General features: G+C 46.6%; 23 protein-coding genes. 7 read left to right on the forward strand and 16 right to left on the reverse strand.

Annotated elements, in window-relative coordinates:
- The 4 genes from yidD to K6Y21_RS16340 form a co-directional block, all read right to left on the reverse strand.
- Nucleotides 1-261 carry a membrane protein insertion efficiency factor YidD gene (gene yidD / locus K6Y21_RS16325; protein ID WP_233072957.1) on the reverse strand — a complete coding sequence of 87 codons (261 nt, stop codon included), beginning with the start codon at nt 259-261 and terminating at the stop codon, nt 1-3.
- Complete coding sequence (gene rnpA / locus K6Y21_RS16330; RefSeq protein ID WP_238486436.1) at nt 228-551, reverse strand: ribonuclease P protein component; 324 nt, start codon at nt 549-551, stop codon at nt 228-230. The genes yidD and rnpA overlap by 34 nt, the downstream gene beginning before the upstream one ends.
- 43 nt (nt 552-594) lie before the next feature.
- On the reverse strand, nt 595-729 hold the full coding sequence (gene rpmH / locus K6Y21_RS16335; protein ID WP_233072959.1) for a 50S ribosomal protein L34: 135 nt from the start codon (nt 727-729) through the stop codon (nt 595-597).
- Nucleotides 730-1025: 296 nt separating this feature from the next.
- Nucleotides 1026-1451 carry a 3-phosphoshikimate 1-carboxyvinyltransferase gene (locus K6Y21_RS16340; protein ID WP_233072960.1) on the reverse strand — a complete coding sequence of 142 codons (426 nt, stop codon included), beginning with the start codon at nt 1449-1451 and terminating at the stop codon, nt 1026-1028.
- Nucleotides 1452-1676: 225 nt separating this feature from the next.
- Between K6Y21_RS16340 and dnaA the strand changes: the two genes are divergently transcribed.
- From dnaA to gyrB, 4 genes are read left to right on the forward strand one after another with little or no spacing between them, the layout of a single operon-like run.
- Nucleotides 1677-3056 (forward strand): chromosomal replication initiator protein DnaA, encoded by a 1380-nt coding sequence (dnaA, locus tag K6Y21_RS16345; RefSeq protein ID WP_233072961.1) that lies wholly within the window; start codon nt 1677-1679, stop codon nt 3054-3056.
- Nucleotides 3057-3068: 12 nt separating this feature from the next.
- Nucleotides 3069-4181, forward strand: a complete 1113-nt coding sequence (gene dnaN, locus K6Y21_RS16350; protein ID WP_233072962.1) for a DNA polymerase III subunit beta — start codon at nt 3069-3071, stop codon at nt 4179-4181.
- A gap of 1 nt (nt 4182) precedes the next feature.
- Entirely contained in the window at nt 4183-5259 is a 1077-nt protein-coding gene (recF, locus tag K6Y21_RS16355; RefSeq protein WP_233072963.1) for a DNA replication/repair protein RecF, read from the forward strand.
- A gap of 13 nt (nt 5260-5272) precedes the next feature.
- Nucleotides 5273-7693, forward strand: a complete 2421-nt coding sequence (gene gyrB, locus K6Y21_RS16360) for a DNA topoisomerase (ATP-hydrolyzing) subunit B (protein ID WP_233072964.1) — start codon at nt 5273-5275, stop codon at nt 7691-7693.
- 430 nt (nt 7694-8123) lie between these two features.
- Here the strand turns inward: gyrB and K6Y21_RS16365 are convergent, their stop codons facing one another.
- The gene (locus K6Y21_RS16365; RefSeq protein WP_233072965.1) at nt 8124-9383 is read right to left on the reverse strand and encodes a valine--pyruvate transaminase; all 1260 of its coding nucleotides are present in this window, start codon (nt 9381-9383) and stop codon (nt 8124-8126) included.
- A 444-nt stretch (nt 9384-9827) separates the two neighbouring features.
- On the opposite strand from K6Y21_RS16365, the gene udp reads away from it, so the two are divergent.
- Nucleotides 9828-10595 carry a uridine phosphorylase gene (udp, locus tag K6Y21_RS16370; protein ID WP_233072966.1) on the forward strand — a complete coding sequence of 256 codons (768 nt, stop codon included), beginning with the start codon at nt 9828-9830 and terminating at the stop codon, nt 10593-10595.
- Between the two features lie 40 nt (nt 10596-10635).
- On the opposite strand, the gene K6Y21_RS16375 is transcribed toward udp, so the two are convergent.
- Complete coding sequence (locus K6Y21_RS16375) at nt 10636-12498, reverse strand: TIGR00341 family protein (protein ID WP_233072967.1); 1863 nt, start codon at nt 12496-12498, stop codon at nt 10636-10638.
- A gap of 194 nt (nt 12499-12692) precedes the next feature.
- Here K6Y21_RS16375 and K6Y21_RS16380 point away from each other — a divergent pair, with 194 nt between their 5' ends.
- On the forward strand, nt 12693-13649 hold the full coding sequence (locus tag K6Y21_RS16380; RefSeq protein ID WP_233072968.1) for a hypothetical protein: 957 nt from the start codon (nt 12693-12695) through the stop codon (nt 13647-13649).
- Nucleotides 13650-13687: 38 nt separating this feature from the next.
- Here the strand turns inward: K6Y21_RS16380 and K6Y21_RS16385 are convergent, their stop codons facing one another.
- From K6Y21_RS16385 to tusA, 4 genes are all read right to left on the reverse strand, one after another.
- Nucleotides 13688-14161 (reverse strand): peroxiredoxin, encoded by a 474-nt coding sequence (locus tag K6Y21_RS16385; RefSeq protein WP_233072969.1) that lies wholly within the window; start codon nt 14159-14161, stop codon nt 13688-13690.
- A gap of 140 nt (nt 14162-14301) precedes the next feature.
- A complete protein-coding gene (gene glyS / locus K6Y21_RS16390; RefSeq protein ID WP_233072970.1) occupies nt 14302-16368 on the reverse strand; it encodes a glycine--tRNA ligase subunit beta in 2067 nt (688 codons plus the stop codon).
- Between the two features lie 8 nt (nt 16369-16376).
- Nucleotides 16377-17282 carry a glycine--tRNA ligase subunit alpha gene (glyQ, locus tag K6Y21_RS16395; RefSeq protein WP_233072971.1) on the reverse strand — a complete coding sequence of 302 codons (906 nt, stop codon included), beginning with the start codon at nt 17280-17282 and terminating at the stop codon, nt 16377-16379.
- A gap of 167 nt (nt 17283-17449) precedes the next feature.
- Nucleotides 17450-17692: a sulfurtransferase TusA gene (gene tusA / locus K6Y21_RS16400; RefSeq protein WP_233072972.1), complete on the reverse strand. Its 243-nt coding sequence runs from the start codon at nt 17690-17692 to the stop codon at nt 17450-17452.
- A 178-nt stretch (nt 17693-17870) separates the two neighbouring features.
- Between tusA and K6Y21_RS16405 the strand changes: the two genes are divergently transcribed.
- Nucleotides 17871-18056 (forward strand): hypothetical protein, encoded by a 186-nt coding sequence (locus tag K6Y21_RS16405; protein WP_233072973.1) that lies wholly within the window; start codon nt 17871-17873, stop codon nt 18054-18056.
- 31 nt (nt 18057-18087) lie between these two features.
- On the opposite strand, the gene K6Y21_RS16410 is transcribed toward K6Y21_RS16405, so the two are convergent.
- The 6 genes from K6Y21_RS16410 to K6Y21_RS16435 form a co-directional block, all read right to left on the reverse strand.
- On the reverse strand, nt 18088-19335 hold the full coding sequence (locus tag K6Y21_RS16410; RefSeq protein WP_233072974.1) for an ABC transporter substrate-binding protein: 1248 nt from the start codon (nt 19333-19335) through the stop codon (nt 18088-18090).
- On the reverse strand, nt 19335-20837 hold the full coding sequence (locus tag K6Y21_RS16415) for an ATP-binding protein (protein ID WP_233072975.1): 1503 nt from the start codon (nt 20835-20837) through the stop codon (nt 19335-19337). The genes K6Y21_RS16410 and K6Y21_RS16415 overlap by 1 nt, the downstream gene beginning before the upstream one ends.
- Entirely contained in the window at nt 20803-21513 is a 711-nt protein-coding gene (locus K6Y21_RS16420) for a response regulator (RefSeq protein ID WP_233072976.1), read from the reverse strand. Before K6Y21_RS16420 ends, K6Y21_RS16415 begins: the two co-directional genes overlap by 35 nt.
- Before the next feature lie 208 nt (nt 21514-21721).
- On the reverse strand, nt 21722-22408 hold the full coding sequence (locus K6Y21_RS16425) for a ChrR family anti-sigma-E factor (RefSeq protein WP_233072977.1): 687 nt from the start codon (nt 22406-22408) through the stop codon (nt 21722-21724).
- On the reverse strand, nt 22401-23015 hold the full coding sequence (locus tag K6Y21_RS16430; RefSeq protein WP_233072978.1) for a sigma-70 family RNA polymerase sigma factor: 615 nt from the start codon (nt 23013-23015) through the stop codon (nt 22401-22403). The genes K6Y21_RS16425 and K6Y21_RS16430 overlap by 8 nt, the downstream gene beginning before the upstream one ends.
- 117 nt (nt 23016-23132) lie before the next feature.
- Nucleotides 23133-23708 (reverse strand): LON peptidase substrate-binding domain-containing protein, encoded by a 576-nt coding sequence (locus K6Y21_RS16435; protein WP_233072979.1) that lies wholly within the window; start codon nt 23706-23708, stop codon nt 23133-23135.
- Nucleotides 23709-23783: the final 75 nt, after the last annotated feature.

Here is a 23783-nt window from a genome sequence, read left to right on the forward strand (position 1 = left end):
TTAATCTCTTTTGTTGGGTTTAGGAACGGGGTCGTACCCACCAGGGTTTAAAGGGTGACATTTTATAAGACGTTTGCCCGCTAACCAACAACCTTTTACCAATCCGTGCGTTTTAATTGCCTCAATTGCGTAATGAGAGCAAGTTGGATGGAATCGACAGCGTGGTCCAAGCAGTGGACTAATAAGTATCTGGTAGGTCTTTATTAAGACTATGACGGGCCAAGCGGCTAACCGTTGCAGCGGCGAACGATTCTTTGCCATAGCTTACCTAATAGCTTCGTTAGCTCTTCATTACTGAGGTCGCCAGAGCCGCCTTTAGCGATGACAACCAAATCGACAGCGGGTAACTGATGCTGGCGGGTACGAAAGCTTTCTCTCACGATACGTTTTACTCGGTTTCTGCCTACCGCAAGTTTGATGTGCTTTTTTGGTATAGCAAGACCTAGCCTTGGATGGTTCAGACCATTGGCTTTAGCGAGTATGGTTATTTGTGGAGATGAAGCTGGAATGGCGTCTGAGAAGACATTTTTGAATTGCTCGGGAGTTAACAAGCGTAACTCCCGATTGAACGATAAATTAATCACGTCTGATTAATTATGCGCTCAGGCGTGCGCGACCTTTAGCACGACGACGCGCTAACACTTGACGACCGCCTTTGGTCGCTTTGCGAGCGCGGAAGCCGTGTGAACGCTTACGCTTAAGATTGCTAGGTTGAAAAGTACGTTTCATGGTTCTTTCCGTTATCAGTTAACTGTACAGTTGGCTTTCGTTCATAATGCTGTGAAAGACATTATGTCGGTTGGCCTCAAAAAAGAGGGCGAATTCTATACCTTGAACTAGGTCAAGTCAATTTAAATGCCATCATATTGGGTGAATTTTATTCAAAATAAAACTCGCCTTTCAAATACACCTTATATATAGAGCTCATATTATAGTGCAAAGAAAGTGCGCGAGATTATATAGTGATTTGGCAATTAAGCAAGGATCCTAAGGATCGTCAGTGTAAACAGATGATCGCAAGCGATCTAATTAAGCCAGGTTTCTTGAAACCAGCCCCATACCCCAAATGAAAAGCCAGGAATAAGGTCGATGCCGGCAGCGGACTTGAGCAAGTAAAGGATCAGCAGACCCAGGGCGGTGGAGAAGCATAAAAATACACTCAGGATCATGGCTTGGATCAAGCGAGATATATTGCGTTCGCGACGGCTAAGCTCTCGGCGGTTGCGCCCAGCCAGAAACACATAATAATAACGCCAACGCAGTAATTTTACGGTGCCGCGCAGATCGATGGCATGGTTACCCCAGCTGCGTGCGCCTAATGCCACTTTTAAATGGATCAGCTGCTCATCGCTAAAACTATCGTGAAGATCTTCGGGGATGCGCTCTAGCAGGTTTTGTACAAAAGGATCTTGTTTGATCGAACCTTTAGGTTTACTCGGGGTTGGCTCCATCTTACTGAATCCTATAGCCTATTTTGTATTTATCATAAACCCTTGTCAGGGGCGGGTAAACTCACCTAATCCACATAGTGAGAGCGGCATTGCCGATTGCTATCATAATCTGTTGTGATCTGTTTTTGTCAAGGCGCAAATTTGCCAATATGGTGATATAAAGCCTAGAGAATTCGGCCTTAGCAAGCTAAAATATGCGACCGTTTTTTTGTTTTGGAGTGATCTGTGTCTTCTTCAGTTTGGCAACATTGCCTCGTAAGATTAAAGGATGAATTGCCGGCAACAGAATTCAGCATGTGGATCCGCCCACTACAAACCGAGCTGAAAGATAATGTATTGACTTTTTATGCGCCTAACCGTTTCGTGTTGGATTGGGTGAGAGATAAGTACCTCAATCATTTTACCTCTTTGCTAGCCGAGTTTTGCGATAATGACATGCCGATCCTTAAGTTTGAGGTAGGCAGTAAACCCGTTGTGGTTGAAACCAAAGCAGCCAGTAAACCTGCACAGCAAGCGCCCGCCAATAATGCGAAACAAACCCCATGGGAGCAATCTGAAGCTAAAGCCAAACCAGAGATCTTTCACCGTAGCAATATTAATCTTAACTATACCTTTGATAACTTTGTTGAAGGTAAGTCAAACCAGTTGGGCCGCGCGGCTGCGCGCCAAGTGGCAGAAAACCCGGGGGGGTCGTATAATCCCTTATTTTTGTACGGCGGTAGTGGTTTAGGTAAAACCCACTTATTGCACGCCGTCGGCAATGGTATTCGTGAGCACAAAAAAGACGCCAAGGTGATTTACATGCACTCGGAGCGTTTCGTGCAAGACATGGTGAAAGCCTTACAAAGTAACGCCATTGAAGAATTTAAGCGTTATTATCGCAGCGTCGATGCCTTGTTGATCGATGACATTCAGTTTTTTGCCAATAAAGAGCGTTCTCAAGAAGAATTCTTCCATACTTTCAATGCCTTACTTGAGGGTAACCAACAAATTATTCTCACCAGTGACCGTTATCCAAAAGAAATTGATGGCGTTGAAGACAGGTTAAAGTCGCGCTTTGGTTGGGGGTTAACTGTGGCCATTGAACCACCTGAGTTAGAAACTCGTGTGGCTATCCTTAAGCGTAAGGCCGCAGAGCATAACTTTGACCTTCCTGACGAAAGTGCTTTCTTCATCGCTAAGCGTTTACGCTCTAATGTGCGCGAATTAGAAGGGGCGCTAAACCGCGTGCGTGCAAATGCCGATTTTACGGGCCGTACAGCGACCATCGATTTTGTGCGTGAAGCCCTGCGTGATTTACTGGCTTTACAAGAAAAGCTGGTCACTATCGACAACATCCAAAAAACCGTTGCCGAATATTACAAGATAAAAATGGCTGATTTGTTATCTAAACGCCGTAGCCGCAGTGTGGCGCGCCCGCGTCAAATAGCCATGGCCCTAGCAAAAGAGCTCACTAACCATAGCTTGCCTGAAATCGGTGACGCCTTTGGTGGGCGTGACCATACCACTGTACTTCATGCGTGCCGTAAAATTTTACAGTTGCGTGAAGAAAGCCATGATATTAAAGAAGATTATTCTAACTTAATCCGAACCTTGTCATCTTAAGGAAAGGCCTCCATGCATTTTTCTATTAATCGCGAAGCGTTACTCAGACCATTGCAATTAGTGACAGGCGCCTTAGGTAGCCGGCCCACTTTACCTATTTTGGGTAATGTATTAATCGAAGTGAGTGATAACTTACTTTGTTTAACGGGAACAGATTTAGAGGTTGAGTTAATTGGCCAGATGCCATTAGAAGGTGAGGTTCAACCCGGTCGTACCACAGTGCCAGCGCGTAAGTTACTGGATATCTGTCGTGGTTTACCGGATCAATCCGAAATTCGCCTGACCCTTGAGAATGAAAAGGTTATCTTGCGCTCTGGTCGCAGCCGTTACACCTTGTCTTCGTTACCGGCCAATGATTTTCCCAACATTGAATCCTGGCAAAGCATCGTTGAGTTCAGCTTGCCGCAAAGCCAAATGCGCCGCTTAATTGAAAGCACGCAATTTTCCATGGCGAGCCAAGATGTGCGTTATTATCTCAACGGCATGTATTTCGAAACCGATGGCCACGAGCTGAAAAGCGTCGCCACCGACGGCCACCGTCTCGCTATGTGTTCAGTTAAACTGGAACAAGCATTACAGAATCAATCTATTATTGTGCCACGTAAAGGCGTGCTTGAACTCATTCGTTTGCTCGATAACGATGACCAAGCTTTGCAAATACAAATTGGCAGTAACAACATTCGCGCCATTACCGCAGGCTTTACCTTTACGTGTAAGCTTGTTGATGGACGCTTCCCTGATTACCGTCGGGTGATCCCTGATAACGGTGACAAGGTGCTGTCATCGGGCCGTGAAGAGTTAAAGCAAGCCTTTGCCCGTGCTGCGATATTATCTAACGAAAAGTTCCGCGGGGTGCGTCTCACCTTGTCTGAGAACTTATTGAAGATCACGGCGAATAACCCCGAGCGTGAAGAGGCCGAAGAAATCCTTGATGTGAGCTTTCCGCCTCACGATTTAGAGATAGGCTTTAACGTTAGTTATGTGCTGGATGTGCTAAATACGTTAAAATGTGAGCGAATTAAGTTCACGATGCGAGATGCTAATAGCAGCGCCTTGATTGAAGCTGACGAAGCCGCAGAGCAGGGCGCTGATGCCATGTATGTTGTGATGCCAATGCGCTTATAACATGCCTATTACTCAGGTTAATGTAAGCCATTTTCGTAATATCAAGGCGGCCAGCTTAGAGCCTGATTTAGGGGTCAATTTACTGCTAGGCAACAACGGCAGTGGTAAAACCAGCATCTTGGAAGCCATTCACTTTTTAGGGCTTGGGCGATCGTTTCGCTCACATCTAACAAAACGTGTTGTGCAGCATGAACAAGAAGCATTTACCTTATTTGCGCGGTTTCAACAGCAACAACAAAGTGTGCCTTTAGGCCTGCGCAAATCTCGTAGTGGTGAAACCGAGTTAAAGATTAATGGCCAGCGAGCCGAGAAGTTATCTCAGTTGGCTGAGCTGCTGCCCTTGCAGTTAATCCATCCAGAAGGCTACAGCTTGTTAACGGGTGGTCCAAAGGGGCGGCGTAGTTTTATTGATTGGGGAGTGTTTCATTTACAGCCCTCATTCTTCCCGCAGTGGTTAAGAGTAAAGCGTTTGCTTAAGCAACGTAATGCCGCCCTTAAAATGGCTGGCTCTTATCGGGATATTGGATTTTGGGATAACGAACTGTGTGAGCGCAGTTTAGTGATTACCCAGCAACGACGCGAATATCTCAAGGAATTAGAAGTTGAGATATTGAGTACGGCAAATGACTTCTTGCCGGAATTTGATTTCACCTTAGATTTCTTTCAAGGGTGGGATAAAACTAAGGAGCTGCAGGGCTACTTGGAGCAGAATTTTGAGCGCGACCGTGCCTTAGGGTACACCAGTATTGGTCCGCAAAAAGCCGACCTACGCATTAAGGTAGACGGTGTTCCTGTTGCAGATGTGTTGTCCCGAGGTCAGTTAAAATTATTGGTTTGTGCTCTTAGGCTAGCCCAAGGCAAATTCCAAAATGGGGTAGGTTCAACTAAGTGTATTTTCTTGATTGATGACTTTGCGTCAGAGTTGGACCGAGAAAAGCGCATACCCCTGGCAAAACACATTGCCGAATCCGGCGCTCAAGTGTTTATCACTGCGATTGAAAAAGAGCAGGTAGAAGAACTCTTTGGGCAACAAATTAAAGTGTTCCACGTGGAACACGGAAACGTTTCAGAGCAATAAGTGAGATCTTGGTATGTCAGAGAACTCTTACGACTCGTCGAGTATTAAGGTGTTAAAAGGCTTGGATGCGGTAAGAAAGCGTCCGGGCATGTATATTGGTGATACCGATGATGGTTCAGGTTTGCACCACATGGTATTCGAAGTGGTGGACAACTCCATCGATGAAGCCTTAGCTGGCCACTGTAAAGATATAGTCGTCACCATTCATTTAGACGGCTCTGTGTCGGTTAAAGATGATGGTCGCGGTATTCCTGTTGATATCCATGAAGAAGAGGGGGTTTCGGCCGCCGAAGTTATCATGACGGTACTGCACGCAGGCGGTAAGTTCGATGATAACTCGTATAAGGTATCAGGTGGCCTACATGGTGTGGGTGTATCGGTAGTTAATGCGCTGTCAGATAAACTCAAGATTCGGATCAAGCGTCACGGCCGCGTTCATGAGCAGATCTATCATTTAGGTGTGCCAGAAGCGGCTTTAGAAGCAAAAGGCGAAACCGAAAAAACGGGTACTGAAATTCGCTTTTGGCCTAGCCCTGACGTGTTTAGTGATGTTGAGTTTCACTACGATATCTTAGCTAAGCGCTTACGTGAGCTGTCGTTTTTAAACTCAGGCGTGTCAATTATTCTTCGCGATGAACGTGAAGAAGACAAGCAAGATCACTTCTGCTACGAAGGTGGGGTTCAAGCCTTCGTTCAATACCTCAATACCAATAAAACACCGGTTCATGAAAAAGTATTCCACTTTTCACACGAGCGTGAAGATGGCATTGCGGTAGAAGTTGCGATGCAATGGAACGATGGTTTCCAAGAAAATATTTTCTGTTTTACGAACAATATTCCTCAGCGTGACGGTGGGGCTCACTTGGCTGGTTTCCGTGGTGCGCTGACACGTACACTGAATAACTACATGGAAGCCGAAGGGTTTAATAAGAAAGGCAAAACTAATACCAGTGGTGACGATGCCCGTGAAGGGTTAACCGCTGTGGTATCGGTTAAAGTGCCTGATCCTAAGTTCTCATCGCAAACGAAAGATAAGCTGGTTTCGTCTGAAGTTAAGCCTGCGGTTGAACAAACCATGGGTGAAAAGCTATCAGAATTTTTATTAGAAAACCCGAATGACGCAAAAACCGTCGTTAACAAAATTGTTGATGCGGCCCGTGCTCGTGAAGCGGCACGTAAAGCGCGTGAAATGACCCGTCGTAAAGGGGCGCTAGATATTGCAGGTTTACCGGGTAAGTTAGCAGACTGTTCGGAAAAAGATCCGGCCTTATCTGAACTCTACATAGTGGAGGGTGACTCTGCGGGTGGCAGTGCTAAGCAAGGGCGTGATCGTAAAACCCAAGCGATTTTGCCGCTAAAGGGTAAGATATTAAACGTTGAAAAAGCGCGATTTGATAAGATGCTTTCATCACAAGAGGTCGCCACCCTGATCACGGCTATGGGCTGTGGTATTGGCCGTGATGAATATAACCCTGATAAAACGCGCTATCATCGTATTGTTATCATGACCGATGCTGACGTCGACGGCTCGCATATTCGTACCTTGCTGTTGACCTTCTTTTATCGCCAAATGCCAGAAGTGATTGAACGTGGCTATATCTATATTGCTCAACCCCCCTTATATAAGGTGAAAAAAGGCAAACAAGAAAGCTATGTTAAAGATGAAGGCGCGCTAGAAAGTTACCTTACGAGCATGGCCCTTGATAACTCAAGCTTGCATGTTAATGCTGATGCACCTGGTATCGGTGGCGAAAACCTAGAAAAAATTGTTAACCAGTACCGTAGCGTTAATCACATGATCAGCCGTTTTTCCCGTTTATACCCAGCGGTAGCGATGGAAAAATTGGTCTATACCGACGCACTTTCTTTGGCTGATTTAGCAGATGAAGAAAAGGTTGAAGCTTGGATCAGCTTAATCATAGACCAGCTGAATGATGAAGAAGTCAGCGGTGCCATTTACAGCCATAAGGTTATCAAAGATACCGAGAATGATGTTTATGTACCCGTTGTAACGGTTCGTCTTCACGGCCTAGATAAAGATTATGAATTCGGTTATGACTTCTTCTCATCTAATGAATATCAGCAAATCACTGCCCTTGGCCAAACTCTTTCTAATTTATTAGAAGAGGGGGCATTTGTTAAGCGAGGCGAGCGTGTTCAGCCGGTGAGCTCATTTGAACAAGCATTAGAATGGTTGATGAAAGAATCTAAGCGTGGCTTATACATTCAGCGTTATAAAGGGCTAGGTGAGATGAACCCTGAGCAATTATGGGAAACCACCATGGACCCTGAGAATAGACGTATGCTTCAAGTTAAAATTGAAGATGCGGTCGGTGCGGATCAATTGTTTACAACCCTAATGGGTGACCAAGTTGAACCTCGTCGCGCTTTCATTGAGTCTAATGCGATGAAAGTGGCTAACTTAGACGTGTAATCCCACCATAAAAGTGGAGATGAGTAAGAGGCCAAACAGTCAGTTGTTTGGCCTTTTTTATTTATGTTTCACGTGAAACATAAATTCCTGAAAGTGAAATCGCGACACATATATACGTTATCTCGTTGGTCATTACCTTAAACAAAGCGGGTCTTAGTTAACCTTTCTATTGGTTAAGCGTGTAGGGTAGTTTCGCAGTATTTCCTAAACTTGCTCTGCAAATGGAGCTTATAAACTTGAATCGGTGCTATTCGCTGAGGGTTTGACTATTACAGAAGGAAGGGGGATAAATGTGCTGGTAAGCTGGAGTCAGTCATATTCGCCGAGCAAGCTCGCCTCCCACAGGGATGGGCTGCGTGGTAAAGATAATGCCACTGTGGTTAGGTGGCATCATTATTTAATAATTCAAGAGTTTGGGTAAGAATAGAGGTTAGCGATTATGCTCGGCATAAATAGCATTAACTTCACTCGCAATAATAGCAATGCCCTTTTCGACATCTTCTGGTTTTTGTGAGTAATTCATCCGAATACACTCATGAGTGTGTTGCCATTCTTGCTCTAAGCCTGGGAAGAAGTAGTGGCCAGGTACGACTAAAACCCCCTTTTGCTTGAGTCTTTGGTACAGCTCCTCACAAGTTACCGGCAGGTCCTTAAACCATAACCAAAGAAAAATGGCGCCTTCTGGTTTGTGAATACGAAACCCGGGAACAGCTATTTGTTCCTGCAAGAGACTAACTGCATGTTCCGCTCGTTGCTGGTAAAACGGCTTAACGATTTGCTCGCTCATCTCGATAATGGACTTATCTTGTATAAAAGGTAAAGCGAGCTCAGGGCCTATGCTTCCGGGTGATAAGGCAATGATGCCAGATAAGTTAGATAGGGCGGTGATGGTTTGTTCATTGGCAATGACAATGCCGCAGCGTGCGCCGGGTAAACCTAGCTTTGACAAGCTTAAGCACAAGATAATGTTGTCGTTCCATATGGGGTTGACGTCGGCAAAAATGATATTTGGAAATGGGGTACCATACGCATTATCTATGATTAAGGGGATGCCTTTTTCTCGTGCGATGACATCCAGTCTTTGAAGCTCTTCATCTGTGACCACATTACCGGTTGGGTTGGTAGGGCGAGACACACAGATCAGGCCTATGTCATCACCCACTTCTAAATGGTCAAAATCAACATGATATTTAAATAAGCCCCCATCCAGTTCTTCGATACTGGGTTTGGCAGCGACAAATACTTCGTCGTCCAAGGTTGCATCAGCATAGCCAATGTATTCAGGCGCTAGCGGGAACAGGACCTTCTTGTGGCGGCCATCGTGGTATTTACCAGCAAACAAATTAAATAAATAGAAGAAGGCATTTTGACTGCCGTTCGTTAGCGCGATATTTTTCTTACTGATATCCCAGCCGTAAGTTTCACGAAACAGGGTGGCTAAAGCATCGAGAAAGGTATCCTTCCCCTGTGGTCCATCATAGTTACCTAGGGCATCAATCAAGGCTCCTGATTGATTGAGCTCGTCCAGCTTGTGTTTGAACTTTGCTTCAATTTCAGGAATCGAGGCAGGATTGCCGCCACCGAGCATGAGGATATCGTCGCCACCGCGGATACCTTCATTGAGGTCATCCATTAACTGGGTTATGCCTGAATGGCGGGTAAACTTGTTACCAAAGGAAGAGAAAGACATTTTTCAAACCTACTGAATAAGCTATCTAATATAGCGAGTCATCACTACGGAAAAATCGAGCAGTGAAGATAGCGGAAAATGGCAACATTGTCATGTTGAATTATGGCGCTGGCACTTGGCTGAAGTGACCATTTCAGGTTGTCTAAGCCTATGGCAAAACAGACTTCAAAATGATGTTTCACGTGAAACACTTTGATATCGGGCTGAGGCTAGTTAATAGAACACCTGCTGATTGTGAGCAGAGTGTAGTTGGAATAGGGCTCGGTTGAGGATCATTATTGGTGGCGTGAAGGGGGCTATATTTTGGACTCAACCTAAATCAACACGTTTGGTTCATATCCAATAAATCACATGCAGCGAACTAAAATTTGTGATCCCAAGAACAAATGGGGCGCTATGATTTAAGTAAATTGGTGTTTTGAATAGATGGCTTGGAGAACAACCATGAGCACAGAAAATGTATTCCACTTAGGTATTAATGCGGCAGATATTGAAGGGGCAACCTTAGCCATTATACCGGGCGATCCTGCGCGCGTTGAACGTATTGCAAACTTGATGGAACAAGCCAAGTTCCTCGCTTCACATAGAGAATACACCATTTACCTCGCTAAGATAGATGGGCATAGTGTGGTCGTGTGTTCTACGGGCATTGGTGGGCCGTCAACGTCTATCGCCGTTGAAGAGTTGGCGCAAATTGGCGTACGAACCTTTTTACGCATAGGTACAACAGGCGCTATTCAACCCCATATTAATGTTGGGGATGTTATCGTTACGAGTGGTGCGGTGCGGTTAGATGGTGCTAGTTCGCATTTTGCGCCGATGGAATTCCCAGCTGTGCCAGACTTTGATGTGGCCACTGCGATGGTGGCAGCGGCAAAAGCATCGGGTGCAGACGTTCATGTGGGCGTGACCGCCTCAAGTGATACCTTCTATCCAGGTCAAGAGCGCTACGATACCTTTTCAGGCCGAGTGGTTAAACGTTTCCAAGGCTCGATGGAAGAATGGCAACAAATGGGTGTGTTAAACTTTGAGATGGAGTCAGCGACCTTGTTTACCATGTGTGCTAGCCAAGGTTTAAAATCGGGCTGTGTGGCAGGGGTTATTATTAACCGTACACAACAAGAGATCCCTGATGAATCGCAAATGAAAGGCACTGAGCAGCGGGCAATTAGTGTTGTGGTCGACGCAGCACGTCGCTTATTGACGGCGTAAAAAGCAATATGGGAGCACAACCTAGTGCTCCCAATGACGCCTATTCGCGGCGGATGACGACCTGAGCCTCCATAATCACATCGCGTTTTAGCTTACCTTCTACCACGTCTTTAATGGTATCCAGATCCGCCCCTGTTAATGCAGCAGGAGTGACAATTTGCAACGAGAGTTCAACGGGCTCTACCGCTCGAGCTTGAACATGGCGCAAGATAACGCTGCCGATTTGCTCACCCTCAAGATCACGCACGATATTGGCTTCATCCGATAACCGCATAAAGCTAAATACCAGAGGGATGCTGACTAGGGCCACTGCGATGAGGGCAACACTCAACCCTTTTTTGGCGCGAGTAAAGGGCGCAAAGCCCAAGGCTAAAAACGTTAATGAGGCGGCAAACACGATGCCCGCTAAGTTAGTTAAGAACAGTAGGAATGCGCCCCAAGCGACATGCCAATCGAGCCAGCCTAGACCTATTCCGGTGACCGCTAACGGCGGCACCAAGGCTACTGCGATAGCTACCCCGGCTAAACTTTTAGCTGCATCAATGCGGGCGTGAGCATAAGCACCGGCGATACCTGAGATAGCAGCCACGCCTAAATCAAGCAAGTTGGGGCTCAGTCGAGCTGCAATTTCATTGGTGATCACTTCCATCGGCATAATGAAGCTGGCGGTAGCGGAGAACAGTAACGCCATACATAAGCCTGTAGTGAGGGTTTTTGAACTGGCCATCATTAAATTGGGGTCTTGCCGTGTCAGCGCCATGGATAAGGAAATGATCGGTGCCATTAAGGGGGCAAGTATCATGGCACCGATAATTACGGGGGCTGAGCTGGCATATAAACCTATGCTCGCCAACAGGGTGGATAACACCATTAAGGTTAAAAAGGCGGGTGAAGCCGTGGCATTTTCGCGTAGCAACTGATACAGATCTTTAAACTCTTCAGGGGCAGCGTGGGCAATCCAAGACAGGGGTTTAGCCGCCATCGCGTTAATGGCTTCACCAGCCGGTAAGCGGGCCACCTTACGTTGTTCTTTACTGCTTTGTGCGCAATCGACAATGGGAAGCGAATCCCCTACTAATAAACTTAAACAGCGCGGTTCAGTATCAATCACTAACTCATCAGCCGAGACTTTGCGGCTATCAATTTCATATTCAAGGGTGTGATTATTTGTGATGGTCAGGGTCTTTGTTTTTACCAAGCCAAGAAAATCGGGCTGCTTCATCACTCGGTTAAAAGAGGCTTTGATAAAGAAGCTAAGGATCTCCATCACGCTACGGGGCGCCAAAATCATCGCATGGTGCATACCATCATTAGGGTGGCTGTCTGTTAAGATATTTCGTGAAAGCATCGACCCATGTGCGTGCTCGACGACGACGACCCCCACAGCTGCGGTGCTAAAACTGCTGTCATTGGCGGTGGTGAAGGTAAGGCGTTTAGGCAAAAAATCATTAACATGGCGAATGTTATGCAATGCCTTTTCAAGCCGTTCTTGCCACACATTACTTTGCCCACCCGGACGCAAACTAAAGCCATGGCCCAATACCACAGAGCTAAGCACTATTTCACTATTACAGCGTAAAATATCCACTTTTCTCGGCTTGGCTTGTTGTGCCGCTTTGACTGCCTTTTCAAGGTTGCCTTCGAGGCAAAAACCGCGTCTAGCGTAACTTGCGTTAGGATGCGGTAGGATAGCTAATTGCCAGCCTCCGGCTATCGCGGCTTCCATGATGGCTGGCACATGTTGATCGCTCACATAAGCATAAACACGGCTATCAGGGTTGAACTGAGCTGGGTCATCGGCAGTCCATGCTTTAGGTAAAATATCTTCTTCAAACAGCGGTAGGACTTTGTGAGTGATACCCTCACGGTCTTCGACATCAAATAATAAAAAGTTGTCAGACATTGGTTACCCTAATGTTAAATAAAATGCACTGACCGCATTATGATGTTTAGTTGATAATCAAGCAAGAGGGCCTAACTTGCCGTAACCTAGCTTATATGAATAGCTTTATGTGGCTGCTATTGATTGAATTATCTTTACCAATGGCGCTTGTTATTGTAGAAGTAGGTCAACAAAAAATAAAACAAGGATGTCCTATGTTTAAGCTTCGTTGCGTGATTGGCCTTGCATTAGTCTGTTCAACTCATGCCTTTTCTACTGCTTCCCCTGAATCTAACCCGGCACAATGTCCTTATCCATTGTCGACGGTTGATAGGGATGACTTAGCTGAGTTAATGCAGCAAGGTATTGAAAACTGTTTGCTTACTACGGGTAATAAGAATTTTACCCGCAGCCAGCATACACTCACCATTCCAACCGCGAAGGGCAAGGTGCGCTATGTCGATAAGCCTTCTGAGTTTGATACTCATAGAACTTATAAGTACATGGGCTATGATGCGAAAAATGACATGCACATGGTGGAAGGCAGTGGTGGGGAATGGCGTTGGCAGGAGCTGATACACCATACCAAAGGCTATAAATATACGCTCGATGGCCTGCTTATTGATGGCGGCATATCACCAAATGCGGGCTGGGCCATGTTTACTTCTGGCGATCATTCTTGTGAGCATGAACTGTATATTGGCAAGTTAACTGTTAAAAATAGACAAGGGCAATTTACCGGGGTGAAAGATCTAACGCCTCTGGTGAGTGTTTGCAAAAATGGCTTGATATCTAAACCGTTCAGCGTCAAATGGGTATCTCAAAGTCGTGCTCGAGTTGAGTGGAGCTGTGAGCAAAACTATCAGCGAGTGAGCAAAGATGAGACGCTACTGATAAACAAAAATGGTCAGTGGCAGGCAGATAGGTTGCCTTGTCTTGGTCAAGCAACTCAACAGGCTTCGACAAAAAAGGTTAACTCTAAGCCTGAGACCTTAGTTAAGGGGATGTCATTAACCGAGGTAGAGCAGTTATTTGGTGGCTTTGCTGAAGCTTTTCTGGTTGATCCATTAGCCTTGTTATCTGAAAGCAGTATTACTCGTATTTGGACGGTGAATGGCGCTAAGCTGAAGGTAAAGTTTATAGATGATAAGGTAGAGAGCTGGACTTATTAAGCCAATTAAAGCAGCGCGCGAAGCGCTGCTAAATGGATTTAAACCAACTCAAGCATGGTTTCGGCACTTGATGCGCCGAAAGATTTGGCGGGCTCAACGTTCAGTGCGGTGACAACACCGTCTTTTACCAGCATGGCGTAACGTTGTGAGCGTGTGCCGCCAAATTGCCCCGTATCCATTTCCAAGCCAATGGCACGGGTAAAGCTGCCATCACCATCGGCCAGCATGACAATCTCATTGGCGTTTTGCGCTTCACCCCACGCCTGCATCACAAAGGCGTCATTAACGGATAAACAAATAAGGCTGTCTACGCCCTTGGCTTTAAATTGATCGGCTAATACCACGTAGCCAGGCAAATGCGCTTCGGAGCAGGTCGGTGTAAAAGCACCCGGCACAGCAAAAAGCACGACCGTTTTGCCAGCAAATAATTCCTCCGTGGTCGGGTTGGTTACGCCTTGTTCGGTCAGTAGCGAAAAGGTGGCTTCGGGTAATTTATGGCCAACTTCAATCATGATGTTCTCCTTAGGTGCTAGACGAAAATGCCTATACTGGTGATAAACACAATAGCTGCTGAGTATAATCTATGCTATTAAAATGACATAAAAAAACCCGATACGGAGATCGGGCTTTTAAGGGGCTAGATGGGCTTAACTTAGCCTTGTAATAGCGAAATATCTGCAATCTGTAAAAACAGGCCGCGTAGCTGGGTGAGTAGTGCTAAACGGTTTTGTTTTAGCGCTTCGTCATCCGCCATGACCATCACCGAGTCAAAGAAGGCATCGACGCTTTCACGTAGGCTAGCGAGCTCGGTTAGGGCTGTTTGATAATCACCTTTAGCAAACACTGGGCTCAAGCTCTCGCTTAAAGCGGCAACTTGACTTGCCAACGCTTGCTCGGCTGCTTCTTGCAGTAGCTCAGGGTTGACCTGGCCACCCGAAGTCACGTCATTCTTAGCCAGAATGTTACCCACACGTTTATTAGCTGCTGCCAATGCTGCCGCCGCCTCTAAGCTGCGGAAGTGGCTCACGGCTTTAACACGCTTATCAAAATCGGCTGGTTTAGTTGGGCGGTTCGCTAGCACTGCTTGGATCACGTCTACTTCTACACCGGCTTCTTGATACCAAGCGCGGAAACGACCGAGTACAAAATCAACCACATCTACGGCCACATTGTCATTACTGAGCTTATCACCGTAGAGTTTAGCGCTTGCAGTGACTAAGTCGGTCAGATCCAGCGGCAGGTCTTTCTCTACGATAATACGTAGCACACCAATGGCGGCGCGGCGTAATGCGAATGGGTCTTTATCGCCTTTAGGTGTTTGGCCGATGCCAAAGATACCTACGAGTGAGTCCAACTTGTCAGCGAGCGCAACGGCACACGCGATTAACGAGTTAGGCAGCTGATCACCAGAGAAACGCGGCATGTATTGCTCATTAAGTGCTTGAGCGACTTCATTGGCTTCGCCGTCGTGCTTGGCGTAGTACATCCCCATGACGCCTTGAACGTCTGGGAATTCCATGACCATTTCGGTCATCAAATCGGTTTTAGACAGTAAGCCAGCACGTTGCGCATGGGTGCTATCTGCGCCAATTTGCTCAGCAATCACTTTGGCTAAATCAGCAATACGTTCAGATTTCTCTTTAAGTGTCCCTAGCTGCTTTTGGAACAACACGGTCGCCAGCGAGTCAAGGCGGCTTTCAAGGGTTTTCTTCTTATCGGTATTAAAGAAAAATTCCGCATCGGCTAGACGAGGACGGACTACCTTCTCATTACCATCAACCACTTGTTTTGGATCGCGGCTAACAATGTTAGAGACAAAGATAAAACGTGGCATTAGATTGCCGTCTTTATCCAATACAGGGAAGTACTTCTGATTATCTTTCATGGTGTAGATCAGCGCTTCCGAAGGCACTTCAAGGAATTTTTCCTCAAATGAACCGACCATGGTCACTGGCCACTCTACCAAGGAGTTAACTTCTTCTAAAAGGTCGTCATCGATGTCGGCAACCCCATTTTCATGGGCAGCCACGGCATTTACTTGCTCGCGAATGGCATCTTTACGGCGTTGGTAGTCAACAATCACCTTACCTTTCATGTCGAGTAGGTTTTCGTATTCATCGGCATGGCTAATGGTCATTTCGCCTTCACCTAAGAAGCGGTGGCCGCGGATCACGCGATCAGATTCGATACCAAGTAATTCACCTTGAATCAGCTCACTGCCGTACAGCATGGTGACCGTGTGCACTGGGCGAATAAACTGAGTTGGCTTGGCACCCCAACGCATCGGCTTAGGAATTGGCAGCTTAGCTAATGCGCTGGCAGCAATCGCAGGAATGAGTGCGGCAACAGGCTGGCCTTTTACTTCTGATTTGTGTAGCAGCCATTCACCTTTATCGGTGACTAAACGCTCGGCTTGTTCAACCGTAATGCCATTGGAGCGCGCCCAACCTTGGGCTGCTTTAGTTGGATTGCCATCGCCATCAAATGCAGCACTGACCGCAGGGCCGCGTTTTTCAACGATCTTGTCTGCTTGTGCGGCTTGCAATTGGCTAACCACGAGAGCCAAACGACGAGGTGAAGCTAACCAGCGGACACCTTGGTGGGCCAGCTCGGCTGTGCTTAACTCTGCTTCAAAATTAGCGGCAAAGGCCTCGGCTAGGGTGCGCAGTGATTTTGGTGGTAATTCTTCAGTACCAATTTCAATTAATAAATTTTCCATGTCTTCCTCTACGCCTGCTCTTTACAAAGTGGGAAACCTAGCTCTTCACGCGCCGCGTAATAAGCTTCTGCTACCGCTTTAGATAGGGTACGCACACGTAAAATGTAACGTTGGCGCTCGGTCACCGAAATAGCATGGCGGGCATCCAGCAGGTTGAAATAGTGCGATGCTTTCATCACTTTTTCATAAGCAGGTAGCGGCAGTCCTTTTTCGATCAGCGCGTGACTTTCTTGCTCACATTGGTCAAAAGCGGCAAATAAGGCGTCTACATCGGCATGTTCAAAGTTGAAGGTGGATTGTTCAACTTCATTTTGATGGAAGATATCGCCGTAAGTCACGCGACCCATAGGGCCATCGGTCCAAACCAGATCGTAAACGCTATCAACGCCTTGTACGTACATGGCCAGACGCTCTAAACCATAGGTGATTTCACCCGTTACCGGAGAACATTCTAAACCGCCCACTTGTTGGAAGTAGGTAAACTGCGTCACTTCCATGCCGTTTAGCCAGATTTCCCAGCCAAGGCCCCAAGCACCTAAGGTGGGGGATTCCCAGTTGTCTTCAACAAAACGAATATCGTGAATAGAAGGGTCGATACCAATCGCTTCTAAAGAATCTAGGTACAGCTCTTGGATATTATCTGGCGAAGGCTTAAGCACCACCTGAAATTGATAGTAATGCTGCAGGCGGTTTGGGTTTTCACCGTAGCGGCCATCGGTGGGACGGCGGCAAGGCTGCACATAAGCGCTGCTCATTGGCTCTGGGCCAATTGAGCGTAAGAAGGTTAATGGATGAAAGGTACCCGCACCCACTTCCATGTCGAGTGGCTGTGCAATCACACAGCCTTGGCGTGCCCAATAATCTTGCAACGCAAGGATCAGGCCTTGAAAGGTCTTGATATCGAATTTTTGCATATTGGCTTAGCTGCTTTTCTTAAAAAAATACGCGCAAGTATAACTTTTCTGGCACTGGGTTTATAGAGCGATTTTTGTGCCAAACCTTCGTTATGACGTATTTCTTTGACTTAGCAGAGCCTCGTCCAAAACCGAGAAGGCCATGGTAAAACGTGACGGGTTGTCTGTTAGCTTTTTTTGATGAGATAACGATAAGGGGAGGCGTCGATGTCACTGGCGACCAAGGTGTGATCCATAAAGCGACAAAAACTAGGGATATCTCGGGTGGTTGAGGGATCGTCTGCAATCACCAACAATAGTTCGCCGCTGGCCATTTTACGCACGGTTTTACGTATCATCATCACCGGCTCTGGGCAGCGTAGGCCCAAGGTGTCTAATTGCTGATCTGCACTTTGAAATATATCGCTCATGTTTTGCCAATCTTTACTATAAAACTAGGTTATGTGAGGTTGAGTTAAATCATCTGAATAGTGATGAGCCGATCTGTAGTGATCTTGTCTGAATTCAGTTTTGGCCAAGCTCTGTCCCAGCATTTTTGCCAAAAGCCATTAAACTTAAAAAGGCAAGCATATCACTAAGGAGGCCGATATGTTACAGCAAATGATGCGGTTAAATCTCTATTGTGCGCTGGGTTTTTTTGCGTTCGCGATGATAGTCCTGAACAGCCCCATCGGCAATACCGCCACTTGGTTGACCAGTTTGATTTTGATTGCCATCGGTTTTTGGATAGAGCTGGGTGATGATTTTCAAGATGACGACGACGAGCTGGATTGAGCTTATCCAAGGCATGAAGAATAAATCATTGTTATTGCGTCGCTTTTATCGCCACATGCAACTGCTGAACGGCCTGTTCGGGCGTCACCCTAGGGTGATTAAAAAAGTGGCTGATCACATCCACTAACGCATTTTGGGTTAAACCCGTATTCGCCATCCCTTGGGCCAGTGAAGGCACCCGCTCAAACTGTTTAAAATCCTTGATATCTTGCTGCGAGCAAAAATCAAAGTGGGCGGGGCTGATATCTTGTCTGGCCGGAATAGAGCCTTTTAATTGATTAAACGCGATTTGAATTTCGGGATCGGCAATGGTCTCTGCTAGGGCTTGTTGTGCTTGTTTGGCATCTGTGCCTTGATGATGCTTAAAGAACACGAAAGTGTCGATATTATAACTAAATGTTTGTCCATTGCCTGGGGCCGCAAGGCAGAGGTAGTCCTTCTCGGGTACTAACCCCAACAGTTGTAATTCTCCTTTTACCCAATTACCCATCAGCACCATACCGGCCTTGTTCTCGGCTAACAGGCGCGCATTGGTGTCCCAATTGCGATCGATGGCTTGGTCATCAACAATCGGCCGCAGTGCTCGAAATTGTCTAAACGCAGCAACCAGTTTTTGGTCGTGGCTTGGTGTGATGTGGTGCTCGACAAAAATTTGCCGATACACTTGTGGGCCTAATTCGGCGATCACCACACTTTCAAACAGTAATGCATCTTGCCAAGGCTGCAAACCATGTGCAAAACCAATATAGCCGGCTTGGCTGATGGTTTGGCTGGCGCTAATAAACTCATCCCATGTTTGTGGCGGGGTTAACTTAAGTTCATCAAAAATGGCCTTGTTCAACCACAATGCGTTAACGCGATGAATATTAAATGGAATAGCGACATGTTCAGATTGATAACGTAAATGTTGAGTGACCGTGGCAGGGAAAATACGCTCCCAATCTAAGGCGAGTGGGGTTAGGGGTTGTAGCAGCCCTAAGGATGCCCACTCTTGAATATCTGGCCCTTTTATCTGTGCGCTAGCCGGTGGATTGCCCGACATGGCTCGCGTGCGCAATACCGTCATCGCGCTGCCTCCGCCGCCGCCGACAATCGCAAAATCTTGCCACTGGTGGCCTTGTTTGGCGAGGGATTCTTTAACCACATTTAACGCCGCTGATTCGCTGTCTGAAGTCCACCAGTGCAATGCTTCAACCTTAGCCGCCCAGCTGGGACTGGCCGATGTGGCGGTGAGCGTTGCGGCGATAAGCCAATGGCAAAAGGGACGAGATAGACGCATTAAAGCTCCGAATAGGGACTACGAGGTAAACGTAATTTTACCAGTAACCCGCCATCACTGGCATTGATCAGTTCGATATCGCCACAGTGGGCATGAACAATATTACGCACTATACCTAAGCCTAGGCCATAGCCTTCTTCTGCTTGATGTAAGCGTACATAGGGGTTAAATATACGTTGATGTTGTTGCTCGGGGATACCAGGGCCACGGTCTTGAATGGTGATATGAAGGTCATCACCTATGTCCATTAAGGTGATCAGGGCTTGATCGCCATATTTGATGGCGTTATCCACCAAGTTGGTTAAGCAACGTTTGAGCGCTAAAGGCTTGCCGCGGTAGGGGGCAACGTAATGGCCAATGATCCGAGTTTGCTGTGGGTAGATTTCACAGACTTGATGGATCAGCTTCAACATGTCTACTTCGGCAATGTTTTCATGAATGTCTGTGTCTTTTACGGTTTGGATGGCGCCTTTAACCATCATTTCCAGATCGTCTAAATCCGCGTTAAATTTTTCAATTTGCGTTTCGTCATCGAGTAACTCAGCACGCAGGCGTAGTCGCGTGATGGGGGTTTTTAAATCGTGAGAAATGGCACCGAATAACGATTCTCGATCAGCAATATAACGTTGCAACTTTTGCTGCATTTGATTAAACGCCCGTGTGGCGGTGAGCAGCTCCAGGGCGCCTTCTTCTTTCAATGGTGCTTGGTGTAAATCGATGCTCATGTCTGACGCGGCTCTTGCGAGGCGAGCCAGCGGCTGTGTTTGCCATTGGAATAATGCAAAGGTAAACAGCAATAAAAACAGCGTAGTTAAAATGATGGTGGTGAGCTGTGGGCTGGGGATCCAATCCTTGTGTTCGACGATATACGGGGGCGGCATCAAGGCGGCAAGGTAAAGCCACTCATTCTTCGACAACTCAATTTGCAGCACCAAGATAGGCAAGTTTTGTTCGTGAGTCAGCAACGAGTAACTCGCCCACGAGGGGGGGAGCTCGGAAAGTAAGGTGTTATTATTTAATACCTTGAGTTTGTCCGGCCGGGAAAAGTCTATTTTTACTGGATACTGAGGGCCGAGCTTTTCCCTTAGAATGTCGTGAATTTTATTGATCACTAAGTGTTTTTGCGCAGAGTCGGCAATCGGGGTCAGCTGGATTTCTTCGCTGTTAAGTGACACAAAGAACCGCGAACCACCCATATTACGCAATTGATCTAATACGATATGGCGGTATTCAAGAGGCAGCTTTTTGAAAAAGCTAGCGGTGCTAGCGGCGCTATTTGCCAACTGTTCGGCATTACTGACCAGTGCGGTATTTTCTTGCTTGGTGAATAAGTTAACCCAAATAAAGCTGCTAATGCCTTGGGCTAGGGCTACCGACACAATAATGATCATCACCATGCGGTGTAGCAAAGAGCGTGGCCACAGCCAAGCAAGCAGCCGCGTGGTGAGGTATTTAATTTGCTCCGTGCTAGCCTTCATGTCGGACGGTTGCGATAAGGACATAACCAGCACCACGTATGGTTTTTATTAATTTAGGGTTTTTACCATTGTCACCAAGGCGCTGGCGTAGTCGGCTGAGTTGTACATCGATGCCGCGCTCCATCGGCAGGGCTTCACGGCCGCGGGTCGCGTCGGAAATGGTATCTCGGTCGAGGATTTGGTTAGGGTGCTGTAAAAACAACATCAGCATATTGTAGTCGGCACCGGATAACGCCAGCTCCTCGCCATCCTCACTTAATAGGTTGCGTTTTTGGGTATCCAAACGCCAGTTGGCAAAGTGAATGTAACGCGCTTCGGCGCTGGCACTAAACTGCGCTCGTCGCAGTAAGGCTTTAATTCGCGCTAATAATTCCCGTGGGCTAAAGGGCTTGGCGATGTAATCATCGGCGCCAATTTCCAATCCGATCACACGATCGGTTTCGTCTGAGTTAGCGGTTAACATAATAATGGGGACGTTAGAATCGCGGCGTATTTTTTGGCATAAGGTAAAGCCGTCGTCACCGGGCATCATGACATCAAGAATGATCAGATCGGGTTGGTTTTGGCTTAAACATTGAAACATGGCTACCCCCTCTTCGGCGGTGGCCACATCAAAGCCTGATTTACTTAAGTACTGTTGCAGTAACTCACGAATCTCTTTGTCGTCATCGACAATTAGTATCTGTTTGGTACTTGTCATGTGTGCTTAGGGCTCAACCGTTGTGACTGGGTATAAGCTGTCATTGAAGCCTTGCTGATAACAAAATGCAATCGCTGTTTTGCATTAGTGTGGTGTGGCGCGTTACACCATTATGATCAGCTAGGCCTGTGGGAGTGGACATCCATTTCGCGAAATAAAGCGTTAATAGCGCATCATTCGCAATATAAATATCGCTCCCACATAAATCTTAATACAGGAAGCGGCCTATTGGATTAAGCAGTTTACTTACACCTGAGGTGAAGTGAAGGGGGGCATTAGACACGGTATAACACAAACAACCTTCAGCGGTATAAGGGCTATGATGGTGCTCCCCATTTAAGATAATAAAGTCTCCCTTTTCATAGCGACCAGACTCATCTTCAAAGCAGCCATCCAGTAATAAGGTCAGCTCGTAGCCTTTGTGGGTATGATGAGGAATGGCACTATCGGCATCGATTTGTAATAAGCTAGCGTGCACGTCACCTTCGTCCAAACCTAATCGAGCACGCTGTATATTACCTAGGCCGCTCCATTTTGTTTGGCTAAACTGCCGAAGCGCGCGCGGCAGGGTGTAGGTTTTCTCACCTAGTGCCATCTGATTACTGGACTCAACTGCGGCACTTTTTAAAGCGGGCGCGTCCGTTGGCTGCTCTGTAATGGCTGCCAGCATGGTAGCAAACTCATCAACGGGCTGAGCTGGGGTTGGTTCAGCTAGCTCGACAAGCGCCTCATTACCGCTAAACTCATCGGCCATGGCTTTTGTGGCTTTATCAGCAATTGCCTTGCAATGGGGGCAAAGCTCTAAGTGAGCACTTACTGCAATTGAAAGGGATGCTGGTAATTCACCTGCCACAAAGGCGTGAATCATCGTTGATTCGGGATGGTGTTTAATCATTGTGCAGCTCCATTTTTTCTTTCAATTTCTCTAAACCCAGACGTAAACGTGACTTGATGGTGCCAAGTGGAACGCCGAGGTGCTCTGCTAGCTCTTGGTGCGTCATCTCTTTTAAGTAAATGGCCTCTACCACTTCTTTTTGTTTGGGAGGTAGTGCCTCTAATCCTTGAATCAATTGTTCACGCATCAAATGATCGTCTTCGTAGTCCGGCTCGGGCTCCGCTTCTTCATACAGAGGCCATAAGTCGTCACTTAGGTTATCTTCTTTGTTATGTTGTATCTTTCTCAACATATCAAAGCTGTAGTTACGCATGATGGTAAATACCCAAGTTGACGCTTTTCCTTTTTCCGGGCTATACAGTTGTGCTTTTCGCCATACTAAGCTCATGGTTTCTTGTACCAAGTCCATGGCTAACGCCTCTTGGCGAAACTGTTTTAACCCGAACGCCTTGATTTTAGGAGCAAAGAAAGCAAAGAGCTTAGCAAATGCAGCCTTGTCTTGATGGCTAGCAACAGCCATTAGATATTGGTTTAAATCGGGTTGCACATCGACTGCTGATTCTGACTTGTTAATAGTGGCATCCGCTAACTGATTTGTTTGATACATGATTCTATGCTCATCGTTGCTGATGTAAAGTCGCTGCTGTTGAGTTTCCGTAAAGCAGCACAGTTCGTATTATGAAACGAATGCCCCTGTGCAATGGATCAATTCCTAGTGTGATTTTTATTGGCGAACATCATTATGTTGCAGTAACACATCATCAATCAGTTGAAGCAGCCCTTCAAATTGCAATTGCATAAACAATGACTGTTTCTTTTCGGCCGGCATAGGTAATAATTCGAGCCAGCGTTGGCAAACCCAGGTTAAATCCTGCAGTGGTTGTTTCAGGTCTTGCTGTTGGTATAGCGCATGATCTTTAAGTAGCCGGGCCAAGCTATCGGCTACGAATTGATGTTCATCACCCACCGCTCTTGGTTGCCAGTTTTCCAATAGGGTGACTTCACCTTGACGTAAGCCGTCCTTATCTGTGGTAAAGCTATTGATTTTAAATCTCTCTTTGCCTTCGATGGAAATGCTCAAGGTGCCATCTTCAAAACGGTCAAAATCGTATATTTCAACCCGTGTACCTGCTTGCATCAATTCTTGTTGTGCCGCATCCGCAAAGCTACATAAGCCAAACCCAGTTTGATTGCGCAGAGATTCTGAAACCATACGCTGATAGCGCGGCTCAAAAATTCTTAACTGTGTTTTCCCACCAGGTAGTAAAAAAACCGGTAAGGGGAAGAGGGCTAATTTCATCTTGCTATTCCTATTGTGTATCCGATTATTATTACGAGCGGCTATGACAGATTGATCACATCTTTGGGTAGATGC

The organism is Motilimonas eburnea (genome assembly GCF_021295345.1).
Classification (GTDB): Bacteria; Pseudomonadota; Gammaproteobacteria; order Enterobacterales; family CBDFNC01; genus Motilimonas; species Motilimonas eburnea.